Raw genomic sequence first — 19,276 nt, 5'->3', positions numbered from 1 at the left:
TTTAGCCCGCCAGCACCGACTGCACCGTCGTCGCCAGGTCTTCCAGGCGCACGGGTTTCACGAGGAAGTGGCGGAAGCCTACTGCCAGCGCGTCGTCCATGTACATGGGCAGGCTGTGGCCCGTGACGGCGATCAGCACGGCGTTCGCCGTCTCGGGATGGTGGTGCAGGCGGCGGCCGATTTCGATGCCGCTGATGCCGGGCATTTCGATGTCTAGGTAGACGGCGTCGGGCACGCACAGCTTGACTTGCTCGACGGCCATCTGCCAGTTGCGCACCACCACCACGTGGTGGCCCAGCGCTTCGAGCAGCATGGCCAGCGATTCGCCCACTTCCTGGTTGTCGTCGACCACCAGCAGATTGAGCTTGCGCGCCGCGGTGGTGGGCTGGTCCCCCTGGCGGCGTTCCACGGAGGAAGTGGCTGGTGTCGTTTCAGTTGTCTGGCTCATTGTACGTTCACGTCTGAGGGCTGCAAAAACGGGAGTATACAAGAAGCACGCAGAATGCCGCCGCACGCGAGCAATAGTACCAAGCGGCAATCGAAGCGGCCCGCTGTACCGCGCCAGCAACACTTCCCCGCCCTCGCGCGGAGAAAGCCAGCCCTACGCAGTATGCGCAATTGACGGATAAAATGAGAATCATTATCATTATCATCCCCTTGCGCCGGAGGTCCACGCCACGATGTTGTCGCGCCGCCCGATTGCCCGCGCAAACATTGTCATTACGGAGATCCATGCATGGCTGCCACACCTTCCACACTGCCCTTTTCGCTGCGCCCGTGCGCGCTGGCCATCGCCCTCGCCTGCCTGGGCACTCCGCTTGCCGTGCAAGCGCAGGAAGCCAACACAGCCGATAGCACCGGGCCCATCCTGGAATCCATCCAGGTCAGTGGCAACCTGCTGGGCACCAGCATGGCCGCCAGCACGAAGAACTTCGCTGGCGCGCGCACGGTGGTGCAGAAGGACGACATCGAGAACTCGGGCGCGACCAGCCTCAGCGACGTGATGCGCCGCATTCCCGGTGTACAGATCAGCGACAACTCGGGCAGCGCCGGCAGCGCCATTTCCCTGAATATCGGCGTGCGCGGCCTGGCCGGGCGCTATTCGCCGCGCAGCACGGTCTTGCTCGATGGCATCCCGATGTCGGTGGCGCCTTATGGCCAGCCGCAACTGTCGTTCGCGCCCGTCAGCCTGGCCAATGTCGAGACGGTCGACGTGGTGCGCGGCGGCGGCGCCGTGCGCTTCGGCCCGCAAAACGTGGGCGGCATCATCAACTTCAAGACGCGCCGCGTGCCCACCACGCCAGGCGTCACGGGCGACGCCAGCGTGCGCTACAACGCATACAGCGAAGTGGGCCATAACACGCAAGCCAGCGTCTTTGCCGGCACCCAGCTCGACAGCGGCCTGGGCCTGGCGGTGCTGTATTCCGGCATCCGCGGCAGCGACTGGCGCGTCGGCAGCGATGAAAAAGTCAACGATTTCGCCCTCAAGTTCCGCTACGACCTGAGTCCGACGGCCGAGGTGTACGGCAAGCTGTCCTACTACGACGTGACATCGCGCACGCCGGGTGGCCTGACCACGGCGCAATACAAGCAGGACCCATTCCAGAACACGCGCCCGACCGACTACTGGAGCGGCGAGCGCAAGGCTGTCGACATCGGCTACCTGAATGCGATTTCCGGCACGCAGGAATTCGAGGTGCGCGCCTATTACAACAAGAGCTCGCGCGAAAGCACCTTGATCAGCGGAAAAAACCTGGGGCACCAGCCGCGCAACTATGAAACGACGGCCATCGAACCGCGCTACACGCAGCGTTTCATTTCCGGCAAGGTCACACAGGACGTCACCGTCGGCTACCGCTATCTGGCCGAGCGGGCCGACGAGACCATCTACAACGTCGTCATCGCCAGCGGCGTGCAACAAAAGCCGACGCGCTTTGCCAACAACTCGACCGATGCGCAAGCCGTGTATATCGACGACAAGATCGCTATCGATGCCTGGCGCATCACGCCCGGCGTGCGCTACGAACACATCAAGACGGTGCGCTACAACCACTTGCCGACCGACCAGAAGATCGAATTGCTCAACAACAAGGCCCTGCCCTCGCTGAACGTGACCTACTTGCTCAACAACAACGTGACCCTGTTCGGCAACTACAACAGCTCGTTTGGCGCCGTGCAAAATACACAGCTGAACTCGCAATCAAGCAAGAACCCGCTGCAGCCAGAACTGGCGAAAACGGCTGAACTGGGCGCGCGCTGGAAGAGCGGCCAGCTGGCGGCCGAGGCGACCTTGTTCAACATCAAGTTCGACAACCAGATCCAGTCCGTGGGCAGCGGCGAGAACGCCGTCTTCTACAACGTGGGCGCCACGCATCACCGGGGCCTGGAATCGGCCATCGATTACCATTTCGATCAATCCGGCCCGCTGGCCGGCTTGAACGCCTACGCCACCTACACCTACACCAAGGCGACCTTGCAGGATGGCATGAACGCCGGGAATGATGTGCCGTTCTATTCGCGCAACACGGATACCGTCGGCGCCCACTACCAGCTGGGCGCGTGGGGCTTCGACCTGTCGAGCAGCCACCAGAGCCGCCAGTTCGCCGACGAGGCCAACACCGTGGCGGAAAACCCGGCCGGCAACCTGGGCGTGATCCCGGGCTTCCGTACCTGGAACACGCAAGTGAAATGGAAAGTACCGGGCCAGGCCGGCCTGGAGCTGGTCGCCGGCGTCAACAACCTCGCCGACAAGCGCTACTTCACGCGTACCTCGGATGGCAACCTGGGCAAGATGGTGGGTGCGCCGCGCATGGTCTACCTGCAGGGTCGCATGGCGTTCTGAGCGTTGCATGCGGCAGTTCCTATCGAATCGATATGCCGCCGTACCCGCGCTATCCTCAGAAAAACCTGCATCGTTGTTGTTACGATGCAGGTTTTTTTACGCCCTGATGTTACAAAAATACTCTCAAGCAAGAAGGTTCGACACCACACTTGCCTTACAACCCTGTCGCTATTGATTCACTCTGGAAACTAATTGCAGTACGGACACAAATGATTTCACAATTGCAAATATTTTTTACGAGCGCCTGTTCTTTATGTGAGTTTTGGTGATATTCTATAAATGTCATTTAAGAAATGAAAATATCTTTTAACCAACTATGCGAGAGTCCACATGAATATGCCAACCACCCTGCTGAAGATTGCCGCATTGGCCGCTCTGGCCACCGCTGGCACCGCCAACGCCGCGACCGAACTGGTGGTCAACGGCAGTTTTGAAAACAATGTCATCGCCTCGGCCTGGGCTCCGCTCAGCAGCGTCACAGGCTGGACCTCGTCAGCCAGCGGCAACTCGGCCTTTGAAATCCAGAAAGGCGCCACGCAAGGCGGCCAGGGCGGTTTCAACCCCGTCGCCGCCGATGGCAAGCAGTATCTGGAACTCAATGCCGCGCGCCTGACCTCCGTTTCGCAAGCCATCGCCACCACGGCGGGCGGCACATATGCGCTGTCGTTTGCCTATTCCGGCCGCCCTGATACGCCAGGCGGCGCGAACAGCCTGATGAATGTCTACTGGGGTTCGACCCTGCTCACGCCAACGGCTCTGGTGGGCAACACGAGCGGCGTATGGCAAAGCTACAGCCAGAACGTGACGGCGCTCGACTCGTCGAGCCTGCTGCGCTTCGAATCGATCGGCCCTGTCTCCGCGCCAACCTATGGTTCCTACCTGGATAATGTCTCGGTGATGGCCGCCGTGCCGGAACCGGAAACCTACGCCATGATGCTGCTGGGCCTGGGCTTGCTGGGTTTCATGGCACGCCGCAAGACTGCCGCCTGAATCTGAAGTCGTCGCGCAACAGCCGCCCCGCCACCTGGCCGGGCGGCTTTTTTCATGGGAAACGGGAGCATCACCTCAGGAAATGTTGCCAAGAAGAATTAAATTGACGCTACAATAGCGGGGTATCAAGCAATGCCAAGCATCGCTCCGCCAGGGCCCCTACCCCGCCCTGATCATCAGCACGCATTTTTTGAACAGGATGACTGGCGCTGCCGGGCCCGATTGTGCTCCCGGTACGGCCACCACACACGCACCATGTCTGCAGAAAAAAATATCACCGAAACGAGTTCCTACGGCAAGGAAACGCCCGTGGGACGTCCCGATATCGATGGCCGCGCCGGCATCTTCGTGCCCACGGCGGAATTTGACATCGACAACAACACCACCATCCGCAAGGGCGCAGGCATTGTCGGCTTCGGCAACCTCGATGGCACCCTGACCGTGTACTTCGAAGCGAACCGCTTCGACGAAAGCAATCTGCACAAGTGGGAACACAAGGCGCGCAAGGCGTATGACCGCATGGTCATGGGCGCGCCAACTGTGTCGAAGGCAAAAATCGATGCGCGCATGCTGGAACAGGTCGGCATCATCGATGGCATGGGCATCAACCTCAAGCACCCGGAACGCCTGACGCACTGGCTGGCGATCTCGAACGTGCCGGACACGGCGCCGGAAGAACCTGTCGTGCGCTGGAAAAACCGCTAAGTAATCCTCAGGAAATTATTGTGAAGTTATGACGAACAGAACCGGATGCTATGCAAGGCGCCCGCTGCGACGCAGTGCAAGCACTGCTAGCAGTGGGCAACGCCGCAGAGCGCCGGTTATAGAAGTCAGAAATCGCAATAATTTATTGGGGGTTACTCAGACGTCCGGAGAGCGAGGCTGGCCGCCAGGCACGAGCTCTTGTCCTACACGGTGGCGGACATTCATCCGATGCCCAAAGGCATCAACTCATCCTAAGATGAAAGCCTGACCACACCTCACACTACTCAGGAGTACGACATGTCCCGCCTCATCCCGATCAGCTTTGGCGCCTTGCAAATAGGTCTGGCAGCGGCGGCGATGTATATCCTGTGCTCGGCGGACGTGCTGCACCAGGGTTCGGTTTATTTCCACTAGCAAAATGTCAAAACCGGGCAAGCAAGGCTTGTCCGGCTTGGTCCTGCATGCAAGCGCAGAGATTAGCGGCGACCGTGGTAACGGCCATGCCCGCCGCCCCAGCCACCGCGGTGTCCACCGTGGCGCCCAAAGCCGAACATGAAGTCCAGCCCGATCGTCACGGGCGGGTTGTAATAATACGGTTGCGGTGCGTACACGGGCGCTGGCACATACACGGGCTGCTGCACGTACACCGGCTGACGCTGCACGTACACTGGTTCATTCGTGTATTCCACGCGTGGCGCGCTCATCACGCGGCCCGACTGCACCGGCTCGGACGAGACCGTATGCCATTCATAGGGATTGTAGGCCCCCTGTGGCGCGCGCGAACCGTAATACGCGGGACCGGGGGGCGCCACGGCGCAGCCACCCAGGGCGGCCAGCGAAATTACTGCCAACAGGGTTTTCATCGCAATTCTCCTGATATGTACTACTTAATTAAGTACTATAAGAAATTATGCGGTGCTTTGCTGCGCTTTTACCGATTGTTACACCACGAAGCACGCCGCAACATGAAATGTGGCAAAGCCGCCACAGGCGGCCCGCGTGGCATGTTTCCTCAAATAAATGGAATCGCGCAGGTATCGATGACCTTGCCGGCCGCATCGTAGCGCTGCACGCACACCTGGTAGCGTACGCCATAATCGAGCTCGACCTGCTCGACCTTGCCATACTTCAACTTCCAGCTGGGCTGCACCTGTTGCCGGCCAGCCAGCGCGGCCACATCCTGCGGAATCGCCATCGCCGTTTGCGTCTCGCCCTGGCGCGCATCCTGGCGCCGCGCCACATCGATGGCCACGCTCACAGCCAGGTCGACGCCGCCGTCCACATAGTTCAAAGTGGGCGCGCCGCGCTGCGCCCGCATCACGCCCCAGGCGCAAGGCTTGCCGCCGGCCTCGCATTGCTTCAGCTGCGCCAGTGGAAAATATTCAGGGGCAACTTTGCCATCCTTGATGGGCCAGCTGGTGCGCACGCCGTCGCGCTTGCCCGTCAGGGGGTTGTCCCAGCTCAGGCTATTCACGACGGCCACGGTCTGCCCCGCCTGCAAGCCCACGGGCGTGCCCAGCGATGCGCAGGCGGAAAGCAGCAAGCCGCTGGCGGCCAGGAAAGAAAGTGTCAGGATGCGCTGCATGGTAGGCCTCTTGTGGTGGGATATCCCGAAGGTATGTTTCGAGGGTAACAGAATCGGCGGTGACAGCGCCGTTGGCTGGCGCACATAACAAACGGGCGGCACCCTTGCAGGCGCCGCCCGTAGCGGAGTCGGCCATGCCGGGAGCCTGGCTCCCGGCGATACGTGGATCAGTCCAGCTTCCAGGCGTAGTCGACCTTGGTCCAGGTTTGCGCTGCTGCGCCATCCTTGGTGCCCGGCTTGAACTTGCACGCGGACAGGGCCTTGATGGCGGCCTTGTCCAAGTTCTTGAAGCCGCTGCTCTTCTCGACTTTCGAATCGGCAACGCTGCCATCGGCATTCACCAGGAAGGACATCGACACGGTACCCTGCTCTTCGTTCATCAGCGAGGCCTTCGGATAGTCGGCCTTGCAGTTCTTGGCATCGAACGACGCCGGCACCTCGGCCGCAAAGGCGGCGGAAGAAACGGACACCAGCAAGGCTGCTGCAACAATCATCAAACGCTTATTCTCAAACATGTGCTTCCCCATGATTATCAGATACGGTAATTAGTATTTCCTGTGCGCTGTTGACCGCGCTTAAAACTCTTCCCACTCGTCATTGCTGCCGGCGCCTGCCGCCTTGCGTGGCGCAGGAGCAGCCACGGGAGCGGCCGCTTCCGCCTTGCGGGTCAGCGACTTGACCGGGCGCAATGCCTGCGCCGGCTTGCGCACGGCCACCGGTGCGACGGCCACGGGTGCCGGCACATACGCTGCCGGTTTCTCTTCGCCGTCGACCAGTTTGAAGATGCTCACCACGTGGGCCAGTTCGGCCGCCTGGTCTTGCAAGCTTTGCGCCGCAGCGGCTGCCTGTTCCACCAGGGCCGCATTTTGCTGCGTCATGCCATCCATCTCGATGATCGACAGGTTGACCTGTTCGATGCCGGCGCTTTGTTCCTGGCTGGCACTGGCGATCTCGCTCATGATGTCGGTGACGCGGCGCACGCTGTCGACCACTTCGCCCATCGTCACGCCAGCCTGACCGACCAGGCGCGTGCCGCGTTCCGTCTTCTCGGCCGAATCGTCGATGAGTATCTTGATTTCTTTCGCCGCGCCAGCGGAACGCTGGGCCAGGTTGCGCACTTCCGACGCCACCACTGCAAAGCCGCGGCCTTGCTCGCCAGCACGTGCCGCTTCCACCGCCGCGTTCAGCGCCAGGATGTTGGTCTGGAAGGCGATGCCGTCGATCACGCCGATGATGTCGACAATTTTCTTCGCTGATTCATTGATCGAGCTCATGGTGTCAACCACTTGCGACACCACGGAGCCGCCCTTGATGGCGACGTCCGATGCGGTGGCGGCCAGCTTGTTGGCTTCCCGCGCATTGTCCGCATTCTGTTTCACGGTCGAAGTCAGCTCTTCCATGGCCGACGCCGTTTTTTCCAGCGCACTCGCTTGCATTTCCGTACGCGACGACAGGTCGATATTGCCGTCGGCAATTTCGCGCGACGCCGTGCCGATGGTTTCCGTCCCCACGCGTACCTGGCCGACGATGCCCACCAGGCTGTTGCGCATTTCCTTCATTTCCGCCAGCAGGCTGGACGTATCGGAAGGCTGGGTGTGGATGCCGATCGACAGGTCGCCATTGGCGATGCTGCCGGCGATCGATGCCGTGTAGTCAGGCTCGCCGCCCAGCTGTTTCAGCAGGCCGCGGGTAATCACCAGTGCCGCCGCCACGCCCATCGCCACGGCCAGTACGCCGAGGATGATCATGAACAGGCGCGCGCTGTCGAAGGCCTTGCGGGCATCCGATTGCATCTGCTCATTGAGCTTGTCTTCCAGCACGGCCAGTTGCTCCAGCGCTTCCATCCATTTTTTCTGTACCGGACGGATTTCCTTGATCATCACGCGCGTGGCGCCTTCCGCATCGTTGGCCATCCACAGGGCGGAGGCCTTGGCGATGGCCGGCATGGCAGCCGCTTCGTATTCCTTGATCGAAGCCAGCAAAGCTTTTTCTTCAGGAGTCGACTCGACGGCAAATTTCTCTTCGAGTTTCTTCTGCGTTTCCTGATAGGTGGTCGTTTGCGTCTTGATACGCGCCATTTCAGGTTCCATATCGCCCGAGTCGGTCATCAGGGTCAAGATGCGCAGCGAGGTGACGCGGTCGCTGACGTTGCCACGCATGTCGATCACCAGGCGGGTGACGACGTTGTTGACATTGATCACGTGATCGAGACGTTCCTGGATTTGCGCCATGCGCGCGATGCCGAGGACGGTCACGGCCACCAGCAGAACCAGTACCAGGGCGAAACCCAGGCCCAGGCGGGTACCAACCTTCATTTTTGCTAAATTCATTTCGGCTCTTCGTAAATGAAACTATTGATAAGGATTTTTGCCCGGCACGACAAGACGAAGGCTGCGTAACACCGGAATCCGCCCTTACCCATTGGTATGCTGGCGGTCTCCGGCCGCACGCAGCCTGGGGTACTTCCTGCTCTACAACAGCCCTGAAAACGCCAGTGACTGCGAATGCAAACTTGTTCCACACGCTGAATTTTTGACACCGTTGATGCGAGATTAACATCAAAAATTCATATGAGAAATATTTGTCTATAATCAATTATAGGTGTAAATTTTGCCTCAAAGCAAGCAATAAGTACCTGAATAAATGCCTGATTAACTTTCTTCGGGGAAATGGCAACAACGCCGTTTCTTGCCCCATAGAAATGCCCCACGACAGTGCGGGCGTGCTCCGAAACAGCGCATTTACAACACATGGCATAGCCGCTTGCATTGTTTTGGGGGCAGGTGCTCAGAGGAAGGGGGAGTACGGACAATACCACTGCGCCGGGGCAGCGGTATAGACAAGTTGGATCAGCGATCCCAGCTGCAATGCAGCATATAGGCGTGACCGTCTGCGCCAAAGACAAAGACGCTCCAGATGGCGCCCAATTGACCGGCCAGGCTGTGCTGGCCAGACGATACCAGTTGATACCAGCGGGGCTCGCCGCCCAGCAGTTCGGCCAGTTCGCGCTCGAAACCGTCAAACAAACGCGCGTCGAGCGGCTGGCGGTCCGCTTCGCGCATCGGGCCCAAGCGCTCGAGCAGCCATTGGCGCGGCGTGCACAAGACGCCGCTGCACGCGACCGTCTCTACCAGCTGCAGGCGCAAGCCGTCCGGCATCAGCCTCAGCGCGCGGCACAGCGCGTCGCAGGACGCCTGCGGCGCGATGGGCCCCAGATACGCGCAAAGAAACAAGCTGCCATCATCCTTCAGCGCGCTGACGGCTTGCAGATAGCCATGCAACTGCTGTGCATGAGCGTGGCAATCGCCGCTCATCAGGCAGGCAAGGACAAGCGCGCCGCTGCTTCCAGCAGCAAACGGGGGTCGCCCGACGCCAGCTTCTTCGAATCGGACAAGGTCTGGCGGTAGCCGCGCGCACCGGGCAGGTTTTGCATCAGGCCCAGCATGTGGCGCGTGACGCTGTTCAGTTTCAAGCGTCCCGCCTCTTTCTCCAGCTGCGCGCTGATATAGGGAATCATCGCCTCGAGCACCTGTTCTCGCGTTTTGACGGGCGTGTCGTCGCCATAGTAGCGCTGGTCGAACTGCGCCATCAGATACGGGTTGTGGTACGCCTCGCGCCCCAGCATCACGCCGTCCAGGTGCTGCAGGTGCAGGTCGATCTCGTCCAGGGTCTTGATGCCGCCGTTGATAATGAACTCGAACTGGGGAAAATCACGCTTCAAACGGTAGGCATAGTCATACTTGAGTGGCGGCACTTCGCGGTTTTCCTTCGGACTCAAGCCTTTCAGGATGGCATTGCGCGCATGCACAATAAAGGTCTTGCAGCCGGCATCGGCCACGGTGCCGACGAAATCGCGCACGAAGTCATACGACTCGCTGTCGTCGATGCCGATGCGGTGTTTCACGGTAACGTCGATATCGACCACGTCGCGCATGGCTTTCACGCAGTCGGCCACCAGTTGCGGCTCGGCCATCAGGCAGGCGCCAAACGCGCCCTTTTGCACGCGCTCGGACGGGCAGCCGCAATTGAGGTTGATTTCGTCATAGCCCCACTGCTGGCCCAGTTTCGCGCTGGTGGCCAGGTCCTTTGGGTCGCTGCCGCCCAGCTGCAGCGCCACAGGATGCTCTTCCTCGTTGAAGCGCAAATGGCGCTCCACGTCGCCGTACACCAGCGCGCCCGTCGTCACCATCTCGGTGTAGAGCCAGGTGTGGCGCGTGATTTCGCGGTGGAACTTGCGGCAATGGCGGTCGCTCCAGTCCATCATGGGGGCAACGGACAGGCGGCGGGAAGGCAAAGAGGTGGAAGTCATGGTGTCTACAAAAAAACAGGAGCTGCAAATGACAAACCCGCTGCGTGCCTCACCAGTGACGGTGACGCGGCGCAGCGGGCCGGAGCGGCATGGCCCGCAGGCCATGCTCTACAACAGATTACGAATCACGCGACGCTTTTTTACGCTCGTGCTCTTTCAGGAAGCGCTTGCGCAGACGGATCGATTTAGGCGTGATTTCCACCAGTTCGTCGTCCTCGATGAATTCGACGGCGTATTCCAGCGACATCTGAATTGGTGGTACCAGGCGCACCGCTTCGTCGGTACCCGACGAACGCACGTTGGTCAGCTGCTTGCCCTTGATCGGATTGACGACCAGGTCGTTGTCGCGCGAGTGGATACCGATGACCATGCCTTCGTAGACTGGGTCATTGTGCGACACGAACATGCGGCCGCGGTCTTGCAGTTTCCAGATGGCGTAGGCAACAGCGGCGCCGTCATCTTGCGAAATCAGCACGCCGTTACGACGGCCAGCCATTTCGCCACGGGTGTTGTCGACTGGCGCGTATTCATGGAATACGTGGCTCATCAAGCCGGTACCGCGGGTCAGGGTCATGAATTCGCCCTGGAAGCCGATCAGGCCACGCGCCGGGATCAGGTACTCGAGACGCACGCGGCCCTTGCCATCCGATTCCATGTTTTGCAGGTCGCCACGACGACGGCCCAGTTCTTCCATGACGCCGCCCTGGTTGACCTCTTCTACGTCAACCGACAGGTTTTCAAACGGCTCGTGGCGCACGCCATCGACCATTTTGAAGACCACGCGTGGACGCGATACGGCCAGCTCGAAGCCTTCGCGACGCATGTTTTCGATCAGAATCGTCAGGTGCAGCTCGCCGCGGCCCGATACTTCAAAGATCGTGTCGTCGTCGGTCGGCGATACGCGCAGAGCAACGTTGGCTTTCAGTTCGCGGTCCAGACGGTCACGCAGTTGGCGCGAGGTAACGAACTTGCCTTCGCGGCCAGCCAGTGGCGAGTTGTTGACCATGAAATTCATGGTCAGGGTCGGCTCGTCGACGGTCAGCATCGGCAGCGCGTCCGGGGTATCGACTGCGCACAGGGTCGAACCGATGCCGATTTCGTCGATACCGTTGATCAGGCAAATGTCGCCGGCAACGGCTTCGTCCACCAGCACGCGCTCCAGGCCCTTGAAGTTCAGCACCTGATTGATGCGGCCTTTGATAGGCGTGGCGCCTGGGCCATTGATGACCAGCACGTCCTGACCGACCTTGACGGTACCGCGGTTGACGCGGCCAATGCCGATCTTGCCAACGTACGACGAGTAATCCAGCGAGGTGATCTGCATCTGCAGCGGGCCTTCCGGATTGTCGTCACGCACTGGAACGTGTTCCAGGATGGCGTCAAACATCGGCTTCATGTCGCCGCTGCGCACGTCTTCGGTCAGGCCGGCATAGCCGTTCAGGCCCGAAGCGTAAATGATAGGGAAATCCAGTTGTTCGTCGGTAGCGCCCAGCTTGTCGAACAGTTCGAACGTCTGGTTGATGGCCCAGTCCGGGCGCGCGCCTGGACGGTCGACCTTGTTGACGATGACGATAGGCTTCAGACCCAGTGCCAGCGCTTTGCGCGTGACGAAACGGGTTTGCGGCATCGGGCCTTCTTGTGCATCGACCAGCAACAGAACCGAGTCAACCATCGACAGAACACGTTCCACTTCGCCGCCGAAGTCGGCGTGGCCTGGGGTGTCGACGATGTTGATGTGGGTGCCTTCGTACTCAACAGCGCAGTTCTTCGACAGAATCGTAATGCCGCGCTCCTTTTCCAGGTCGTTCGAGTCCATGACTCGGGTGTCGACCGCTTGGTTTTCACGGAAGGTGCCGGACTGGCGCAGCAGCTGATCCACCAGCGTGGTTTTGCCGTGGTCAACGTGGGCGATAATGGCGATATTACGAATTGCGCGTTTTGTATTTGACATGGTCGTAGTAGTTACTGAAAAACTGCGGAGTGCGTACAAGGTGTACGAGATACCCGAATGCTAATCTATTTCCGGAACCGCGTAGTATAGCATGTTGCGTTGCAACGCTATCTAAAAATGCTGGCGGCTCCCGCAGTCGGGGACGGTTTGTTTAAAAAAGCGACACTGTTTGACGAGTGTCGCTGGGTAATGTGACGTTGCTGTGACTTATTGGTGCGCCGTGGCGATCAAGCGCTCCGGCGCCAGGATGCTGTATTCCTGCAACTGACCCGTGCCCAGCAGCTTGCTGTCGTGATATACGCGCACACGGCCCGGTTCGGCCGGTACGGCGACGTCTTCCTTGCCCAGCGCGATGCGCTGGCCATGCAGGAAACGCTTGGCCAATTCTTCCGTCAGCTGGACGGCGGGGAAACTCGACAATAATGCATCGACGGGCGCCAGCAGGCTCAACGGCGCGGCATGCGCCGTCAGCTCATCCAGGGTGACGACGCCGTCCAAAGTCAGGCTGCCCACCTGCGTGCGGCGCAAGGCGTTCAAATGGCCGCCACAACCCAAGGCATGGCCGATGTCTTCGCCCAGCACGCGGATATACGTGCCCTTGCTGCACATCACGGATAATTTCAGGAACGGGGCGTCGTAGCCGAGGAACTCGAGCTTGTGGATGGTCACCGGGCGCGCTTCGCGCTCCAGGGTGATGCCTGCCCTTGCATACTCATATAAGGGCTTGCCGTCCCGTTTCAAGGCCGAATACATGGGCGGCGTCTGCAGGATGGGCCCGCGGAACTGCGCCAGCACGGCTTCGATCTGCTCTTCGGTGACGTTGACGTCGCGCGTTTCCAGCACTTCGCCCTCGGTATCGCCCGTATCCGTCGTCTGCCCCAGGTGCACCAGGGTTTCGTAGGTTTTATCGGCTTCCAGCAAGTCCTGCGAGAACTTCGTGGCCTCGCCAAAGCACAGCGGCAGCAAGCCCGTGGCGAACGGATCCAGCGTGCCCGTATGGCCCGCTTTTTTCGCATTCAGCACGCGCTTGGCCTTGATCAGGGCGTCGTTGCTGGACCAGCCCACGGGCTTGTCGAGCAGCAAGACGCCGTCGACCAGGTCGCGCACCCGCTTGATGCCGGGCGGTTTCTTCGGACCCGCCACTGTTATTGCTCGTCCGCTTTGTCTGCCGGCTTTTCGTCCGGCTCGGCATCCGCCGCGCGCGTGGCGTTGGCCTTGTCGATCAGCAAGGACATTTCCATGCCGCGCGAGGTCGAGCTGTCGTGCACGAAATGCAGCATCGGCAGGGTGTGGATGTGCAGGCGCTTGCCCAGCAAGCCACGAATGAAGCCAGACGCGGCCATCAAGCCTTCGGTGGTGTTCTTGATGGCTTCCTTGCTGTCTTTCAACATCGTGAAAAACACCTTGGCGTGCGCGTAATCGGGCGTGATCTGCACTTCGGTGATGGTGATCATCGTGCCGACGCGGGGATCCTTCAATTCGTAGGCGACGATTTCAGCCAGATCGCGCTGGATCTGGTCGGCCACGCGCAAGCCGCGCGCTGGCATGGTTTTGCTATGTTTAGCCATGATTTTATGCTGTCCTAAGTGCCGCAGGGCGCATGAGTCAAACGGTTGCCCGTTGACCAATGCGCCCCACGTGTTTGCGCGGACAACTATGTCCGCGCCATTGTTCTTGCTGAGATTACAGGGTACGAGCGATTTCCTGGACTTCGAACACTTCCAGCGTGTCGCCAACCTGAATGTCGTTGTAGTTCTTCAGCGACAGGCCGCACTCCAGACCGGCGCGAACTTCTTTCGCATCGTCCTTGAAGCGTTTCAGGGAGTCGATCTCGCCGCTCCACACCACGATGTTGTTGCGCAACAGGCGGACGGAAGAAGCACGCTTGACCACGCCATCGGTGACCAGGCAACCGGCAATCGCGCCCACTTTCGAGACCAGGATAACCTGGCGGATCTCGACCTGGCCGATGACCGTTTCGCGTTTCTCTGGTGCCAACATGCCCGACAACGCCGATCGGATCTCGTCGATCGCATCGTAAATGATGTTGTAGTAGCGAATGTCCACGCCATTCGACTCGGCCAGCTTGCGTGCCTGGGCATCAGCACGGGCGTTAAAGCCGATGATGACCGCTTTCGAGGCGACTGCCAGGTTGACGTCCGATTCCGTGATGCCGCCGACGGCCGCGTGAACAACTTGTACGCGCACTTCGGAGGTCGACAGTTTCTGCAGCGAACCGACCAACGCTTCTTGCGAACCTTGCACGTCGGTTTTGATGATCAGCGGCAAGTTTTTCACTTCGCCTTCGGCCATCTGGTCGAACATGTTTTCCAGTTTCGCAGCTTGCTGTTTCGCCAGTTTCACGTCGCGGAACTTACCTTGACGGAACAGACCGATTTCACGCGCTTTGCGCTCGTCAGCCATGACGACGACTTCTTCACCGGCAACCGGCACTTCCGTCAAGCCCTGGATTTCGACCGGAATCGAAGGACCCGCTTCAGCGATGGACTTGCCGTTCTCGTCCAGCATGGCGCGAACACGGCCATACGAAGAGCCAGCCAGAATCACGTCGCCGCGTTTCAGGGTACCGGACTGCACCAGGATCGTCGCGACAGGACCACGGCCCTTGTCCAGACGTGCCTCGACGACCAGGCCGCGCGCAGGCGCATCGACCGGTGCCGTCAGTTCCAGCACTTCGGCTTGCAACAGCACTTGTTCCAGCAGATCATCGATACCCTGGCCCGTTTTGGCCGAGACCGGTACGAATGGCGATTCGCCACCGTATTCTTCCGGCACGACTTGTTCGGCAACCAGTTCCTGCGTCACGCGGTCGACGTTACCACCCGGTTTGTCGACCTTGTTGATCGCCACCACCAGCGGCACGCCGGCTGCTTTCGCATGGGCAATCGCTTCTTTCGTTTGCGGCATCACGCCATCGTCGGCGGCAACCACCAGAATAACGATGTCGGTTGCCTTGGCGCCACGGGCACGCATTGCGGTAAACGCTTCGTGGCCCGGGGTGTCGAGGAAGGTGATCATGCCGCGTGGCGTATCGACGTGGTAAGCACCGATATGCTGCGTAATGCCGCCCGCTTCGCCGGAAGCAACCTTGGCGCGACGGATGTAATCGAGCAACGAGGTCTTGCCGTGGTCGACGTGACCCATGACGGTGACCACCGGTGCGCGTGGCTTGGTTTCGAAGTGCGCGTGTTCGCCCACATCGGCCAGCAGCGCTTCCGGATCGTCCAGTTCGGCGGCGAACGCCTTGTGGCCCATTTCTTCCACCAGAATCATGGCGGTTTCCTGGTCCAGCACCTGGTTGATCGTGCACATCTGGCCCAATTTCATCAAATGCTTGATGACTTCGGATGCCTTGACGGACATTTTGTGCGCCAATTCGGCCACGGTGATCGTTTCCGGCACGTGCACGTCTTTGACGACGGCTTCCGTAGGAGCCTGGAAGTTCGATTCACGGTCGTCATGGTGCGTCGGGCGACGGCCCTTCGCGCCACCGCGCCAGCTGTCACGGCCGCCTGGGCCGCTATTGCCGCGTGGCTTGGGACCACCGGTGGTGCCGCGTTTTTTCGCGTCATCGGACCAGGTGGACGACACATTGGCCGACTTGATGGATTTCTTGTCTGCAACAGCAGGCTTCTTGTCGCCCGGCTTGTCACCAGGTTTCTTGTCAGCAGGCTTGTGCAGGGTGCCTTCCGGCGCCTTCGGCTTGACCGGAACCGGTACGGGTTCAGGTGCCTTGATGGCGCGGCGTGGCGCGTTCATCATGGCCTTGATCTGGGCAACTTCGTCGGCAACAGCCTTGCGTGCACGCTCGGTGGCTTCCGCTTTGTCAGCGGCTTCCTTGGCGGCAACAGCGGCGGCAGCGGCCTTCTTCTTCGCTTCTTCAGCGGCAGCAGCTTTTTTCGCTTCGGCGGCGGCGTCGTCAACGACAGGCGCAGCGGCGCTGGCGGCAGGCGCGGCAGCAGCCTTGGCGGCGGCTTTCTTCGCTTCCGCTTCAGCTTCTTTCTTGGCAGCCAATTCAGCTTGTTGCGTGGCTTTCGCCTGAGCTTCTTTTTCCGCGTCGAGCTTGGCCAGACGTTCTTGCTTTTCGCGCAGATCGGCTTCCTGGCGGGCGATCAGTTCAGCCTGTTTACGGGCTTCTTCTTCACGGCGCGCCACGTCGGCGGGATCGATCACCGGTGCGGCAGGCGCGACCGGTTCTGCTGCGACCGGCGCAGCTTCGTCACGCTGGACGAAAGTGCGTTTCTTGCGCACTTCCACCTGGATGGTGCGCGATTTGCCGGTTGCGTCAGCTTGCTTGATCTCAGTCGTTTCCTTGCGGGTCACGGTGATTTTTTTCTTTTCTGTGTCAGCCGCTGCGCCGTGTGTGCGGCGCAGATGATCCAAAAGCTTGTCCTTATCATCTTTCGACAATGGATCTGACGTCGAACTTTTCTCGACGCCGGCAGAACGCAGCTGCGTCAGCAGCAAATCTGCAGGCATCTTCAGTTCGGTGGCAAATTGGGCTACGTTGTTACTCGCCATTCAGTCCTCTTTTCTATGTGTCGCGGAGATGATAAAGATACTCAAATTAAGCCTTTGCGGATTCGGCCAGACTCCATGCCTTGGCTTGCAACGCCTTGGCACGATCGTCATATTTCGAGTCAACCAACTTCATCTCATCGTCGGTCACATCTTTAAATTCACTTGTAATCAGTTCACGCGCACGGTCCGCAGACAAGGCCAGGATTGCGCCAAATTCGTCGTATGCCAGTGCTGCAAATGCTTCAACGGTCTTGATACCAGCCAGACCCAGCTTGCCGGCGGTAATGCGGTCCATGCCTTCCAGACCCACCAACGCCTCGTCCATGCCTTCCAGACCCTCTTCCGAAGCAATCGCTTCGGTAACCAGCGCATCACGCGCACGGGTACGGAGTTCATTGACGGTATCTTCGTCAAACGATTCGATTTCCAGCATTTCGGAAATTGGCACGTAAGCGATTTCTTCCAGACTGGCGAAACCTTCTTCTACCAGAATATCGGCCACTTCCTGGTCGACATCGAGCTTTTCCATGAACAGGATGCGCACGGCAGCCGTTTCCTGGGCAGCTTTGTCAGCCGATTCTTCGGCCGTCATGATGTTGATCTTCCAGCCGGTCAGGTCCGAGGCCAGGCGCACGTTCTGGCCGGAACGGCCGATCGCGATTGCCAGGTTTTCTTCGTCCACGACGACATCCATCGCGTGTTTTTCTTCATCGACCATGATCGACGAGACGTTCGCCGGCGCCAGGGCGCCGATGACGAACTGCGCCGGATCTTCCGACCACAGCACGATGTCGACACGTTCGCCACCGAGTTCGCCGGTAACGGCCTGCACGCGCGAACCGCGCATGCCGACGCAAGTACCGATCGGGTCGATGCGCTTGTCGGCCGTGTAGACGGCGATCTTGGCGCGTACGCCGGCATCGCGGGCTGCGGATTTAATTTCCAGCATGCCTTGCTCGATTTCCGGCACTTCCAGTTCGAACAGCTTCATGATGAATTCCGGCGCGGTACGCGACAGAATCACTTGCGGGCCGCGCATATTGCGGTCGATGCGCAAGATGAAAGCACGCACACGGTCGCCGATACGCAGATTCTCTTTCGGGATCATCTGGTCGCGTGGCAGACGCGCTTCGATCTTGCCCGATTCGACGATGGCGTCGCCGCGTTCCATGCGCTTGATGGTGCCGGTAACGAGCGAATCGCCACGTTCCAGGAAGTCGACCAGGATCTGTTCGCGTTCGGCATCACGTACGCGCTGCAGGACGACCTGTTTGGTATCCTGGGCGAAACGGCGGCCAAATTCAACGGATTCGATCGGCTCTTCGATGTGGTCATCGACTTCGATATCGGAAATCTGTTCTTTTGCCTCGAAATGCAGGATCTCCTGATCCGGCAATTGCAGGCCCGCTTCATCGGGCACCACGTGCCAGCGGCGGAACGATTCGAATTCGCCCGTTTCGCGGTCGATCGAAACGCGGATGTCTACCTCACCCTCATACCGTTTCTTCGTGGCTTGCGCCAACGCGAATTCGAGGGCGCCGAAGACGACATCTTTATCGACGTTTTTTTCGCGCGCCAGCGCGTCAACCAATAATAAAACTTCGCGGCTCATGCTTTGCGTCCCTTAAAAACCACCTGCGGCACCAAGCGTGCCTTATCCACATCCGCGAGCGTAAACTCCAACATCGCCGGACCATCCTTACCTTCAAATTCCAACGACAATTTATCGCCCACGGGTTCTTGCAAGATCCCCTGGAACGATTTCCGGTTGTTCGTACCCGGCATCGCCACAGTCAGCTTGACGATGATTTCCTGGCCTGCGAAACGGACAAAGTCTTCCAGCTTGCGCACCGGACGATCCAGACCCGGGGAAGAAATCTCGAGACGCTCGTAAGGAACGTTCTCTACCGTCAACACATGCGATAACTGGTGACTCACCGTGGCACAGTCTTCGACCGTGATCGGACCTTTTTCAGCGGCATCGGCGGCGCTGAAATCAATAAAGACGCGCAGCAGTCCGCGCTCGGCACGTTCGACATCAACGAGCTCATAGCCCAGACCAATAACTGTCTTTTCAATTAATCCCAACTGCTGCAAGAAATTCTCCAGAAATAAGGCCCGTTTTCGGCATGACGGCGCCGTATTAAGCGCCGACAACATGCAAAAACACGCATTCAAGTCATATATGGCCCCTTGCGGAGCCATGACAAACGGTTCAACAAAAAAAAAATGGGCATCTGCCCATCTTCTTGTATTTCCCCAACCAGATAAGCACCCCCACCAAACAACCCTGCGGAGAACTTTTATTAGGCTGCAGATTATAACCTCTTATTAACTTCACCGCAATGCCGC

At 59.5% G+C, this 19,276-nt stretch carries 16 protein-coding genes; 3 read left to right on the top strand and 13 right to left on the bottom strand.

Going from position 1 to position 19,276, the window contains the following annotated elements:
* Position 1 precedes the first annotated feature (1 nt).
* The gene (locus ACQ4WS_RS10030) at positions 2-448 is read right to left on the bottom strand and encodes a response regulator (protein ID WP_436475834.1); all 447 of its coding nucleotides are present in this window, start codon (positions 446-448) and stop codon (positions 2-4) included.
* Between the two features lie 288 nt (positions 449-736).
* On the opposite strand from ACQ4WS_RS10030, the gene ACQ4WS_RS10025 reads away from it, so the two are divergent.
* From ACQ4WS_RS10025 to ACQ4WS_RS10015, 3 genes are all read left to right on the top strand, one after another.
* Positions 737-2,842: a TonB-dependent receptor family protein gene (locus ACQ4WS_RS10025; protein WP_436475833.1), complete on the top strand. Its 2,106-nt coding sequence runs from the start codon at positions 737-739 to the stop codon at positions 2,840-2,842.
* Between the two features lie 330 nt (positions 2,843-3,172).
* On the top strand, positions 3,173-3,832 hold the full coding sequence (locus ACQ4WS_RS10020) for an FxDxF family PEP-CTERM protein (RefSeq protein ID WP_436475831.1): 660 nt from the start codon (positions 3,173-3,175) through the stop codon (positions 3,830-3,832).
* A 255-nt stretch (positions 3,833-4,087) separates the two neighbouring features.
* On the top strand, positions 4,088-4,537 hold the full coding sequence (locus ACQ4WS_RS10015) for a hypothetical protein (protein ID WP_436475829.1): 450 nt from the start codon (positions 4,088-4,090) through the stop codon (positions 4,535-4,537).
* A 476-nt stretch (positions 4,538-5,013) separates the two neighbouring features.
* Here the strand turns inward: ACQ4WS_RS10015 and ACQ4WS_RS10010 are convergent, their stop codons facing one another.
* The 12 genes from ACQ4WS_RS10010 to rimP form a co-directional block, all read right to left on the bottom strand.
* Positions 5,014-5,400, bottom strand: coding sequence for a hypothetical protein (locus ACQ4WS_RS10010; RefSeq protein WP_436475827.1), 387 nt, complete (start codon positions 5,398-5,400; stop codon positions 5,014-5,016).
* A 149-nt stretch (positions 5,401-5,549) separates the two neighbouring features.
* On the bottom strand, positions 5,550-6,122 hold the full coding sequence (locus tag ACQ4WS_RS10005; protein WP_436475825.1) for a hypothetical protein: 573 nt from the start codon (positions 6,120-6,122) through the stop codon (positions 5,550-5,552).
* 167 nt (positions 6,123-6,289) lie between these two features.
* Positions 6,290-6,637, bottom strand: coding sequence for an energy transducer TonB (locus tag ACQ4WS_RS10000; protein ID WP_436475823.1), 348 nt, complete (start codon positions 6,635-6,637; stop codon positions 6,290-6,292).
* Positions 6,638-6,697: 60 nt separating this feature from the next.
* Positions 6,698-8,437 carry a methyl-accepting chemotaxis protein gene (locus tag ACQ4WS_RS09995; protein WP_436475852.1) on the bottom strand — a complete coding sequence of 580 codons (1,740 nt, stop codon included), beginning with the start codon at positions 8,435-8,437 and terminating at the stop codon, positions 6,698-6,700.
* Positions 8,438-8,971: 534 nt separating this feature from the next.
* The gene (locus ACQ4WS_RS09990; protein WP_436475821.1) at positions 8,972-9,436 is read right to left on the bottom strand and encodes a hypothetical protein; all 465 of its coding nucleotides are present in this window, start codon (positions 9,434-9,436) and stop codon (positions 8,972-8,974) included.
* Positions 9,436-10,431 carry a tRNA dihydrouridine(20/20a) synthase DusA gene (gene dusA / locus ACQ4WS_RS09985; protein WP_436475819.1) on the bottom strand — a complete coding sequence of 332 codons (996 nt, stop codon included), beginning with the start codon at positions 10,429-10,431 and terminating at the stop codon, positions 9,436-9,438. The genes ACQ4WS_RS09990 and dusA overlap by 1 nt, the downstream gene beginning before the upstream one ends.
* Before the next feature lie 118 nt (positions 10,432-10,549).
* Positions 10,550-12,382, bottom strand: coding sequence for a translational GTPase TypA (gene typA, locus ACQ4WS_RS09980; protein ID WP_100875795.1), 1,833 nt, complete (start codon positions 12,380-12,382; stop codon positions 10,550-10,552).
* Between the two features lie 207 nt (positions 12,383-12,589).
* Positions 12,590-13,525 (bottom strand): tRNA pseudouridine(55) synthase TruB, encoded by a 936-nt coding sequence (gene truB, locus ACQ4WS_RS09975; RefSeq protein ID WP_425252439.1) that lies wholly within the window; start codon positions 13,523-13,525, stop codon positions 12,590-12,592.
* Positions 13,526-13,527: 2 nt separating this feature from the next.
* Positions 13,528-13,950: a 30S ribosome-binding factor RbfA gene (gene rbfA, locus ACQ4WS_RS09970; RefSeq protein ID WP_034782531.1), complete on the bottom strand. Its 423-nt coding sequence runs from the start codon at positions 13,948-13,950 to the stop codon at positions 13,528-13,530.
* Between the two features lie 115 nt (positions 13,951-14,065).
* Positions 14,066-16,924: a translation initiation factor IF-2 gene (infB, locus tag ACQ4WS_RS09965; RefSeq protein ID WP_436475816.1), complete on the bottom strand. Its 2,859-nt coding sequence runs from the start codon at positions 16,922-16,924 to the stop codon at positions 14,066-14,068.
* A gap of 46 nt (positions 16,925-16,970) precedes the next feature.
* On the bottom strand, positions 16,971-18,536 hold the full coding sequence (gene nusA / locus ACQ4WS_RS09960) for a transcription termination factor NusA (RefSeq protein WP_034782529.1): 1,566 nt from the start codon (positions 18,534-18,536) through the stop codon (positions 16,971-16,973).
* On the bottom strand, positions 18,533-19,021 hold the full coding sequence (rimP, locus tag ACQ4WS_RS09955; RefSeq protein ID WP_029496192.1) for a ribosome maturation factor RimP: 489 nt from the start codon (positions 19,019-19,021) through the stop codon (positions 18,533-18,535). The genes nusA and rimP overlap by 4 nt, the downstream gene beginning before the upstream one ends.
* Between the last annotated feature and the right edge of the window lie 255 nt (positions 19,022-19,276).

This window comes from Janthinobacterium leeuwenhoeki (assembly GCF_051380795.1).
Lineage (GTDB): Bacteria > Pseudomonadota > Gammaproteobacteria > Burkholderiales > Burkholderiaceae_D > Janthinobacterium.
The sequence above is the reverse complement of the archived record's forward strand: the minus strand, read 5'-3'. Positions and strand labels throughout refer to the sequence as shown.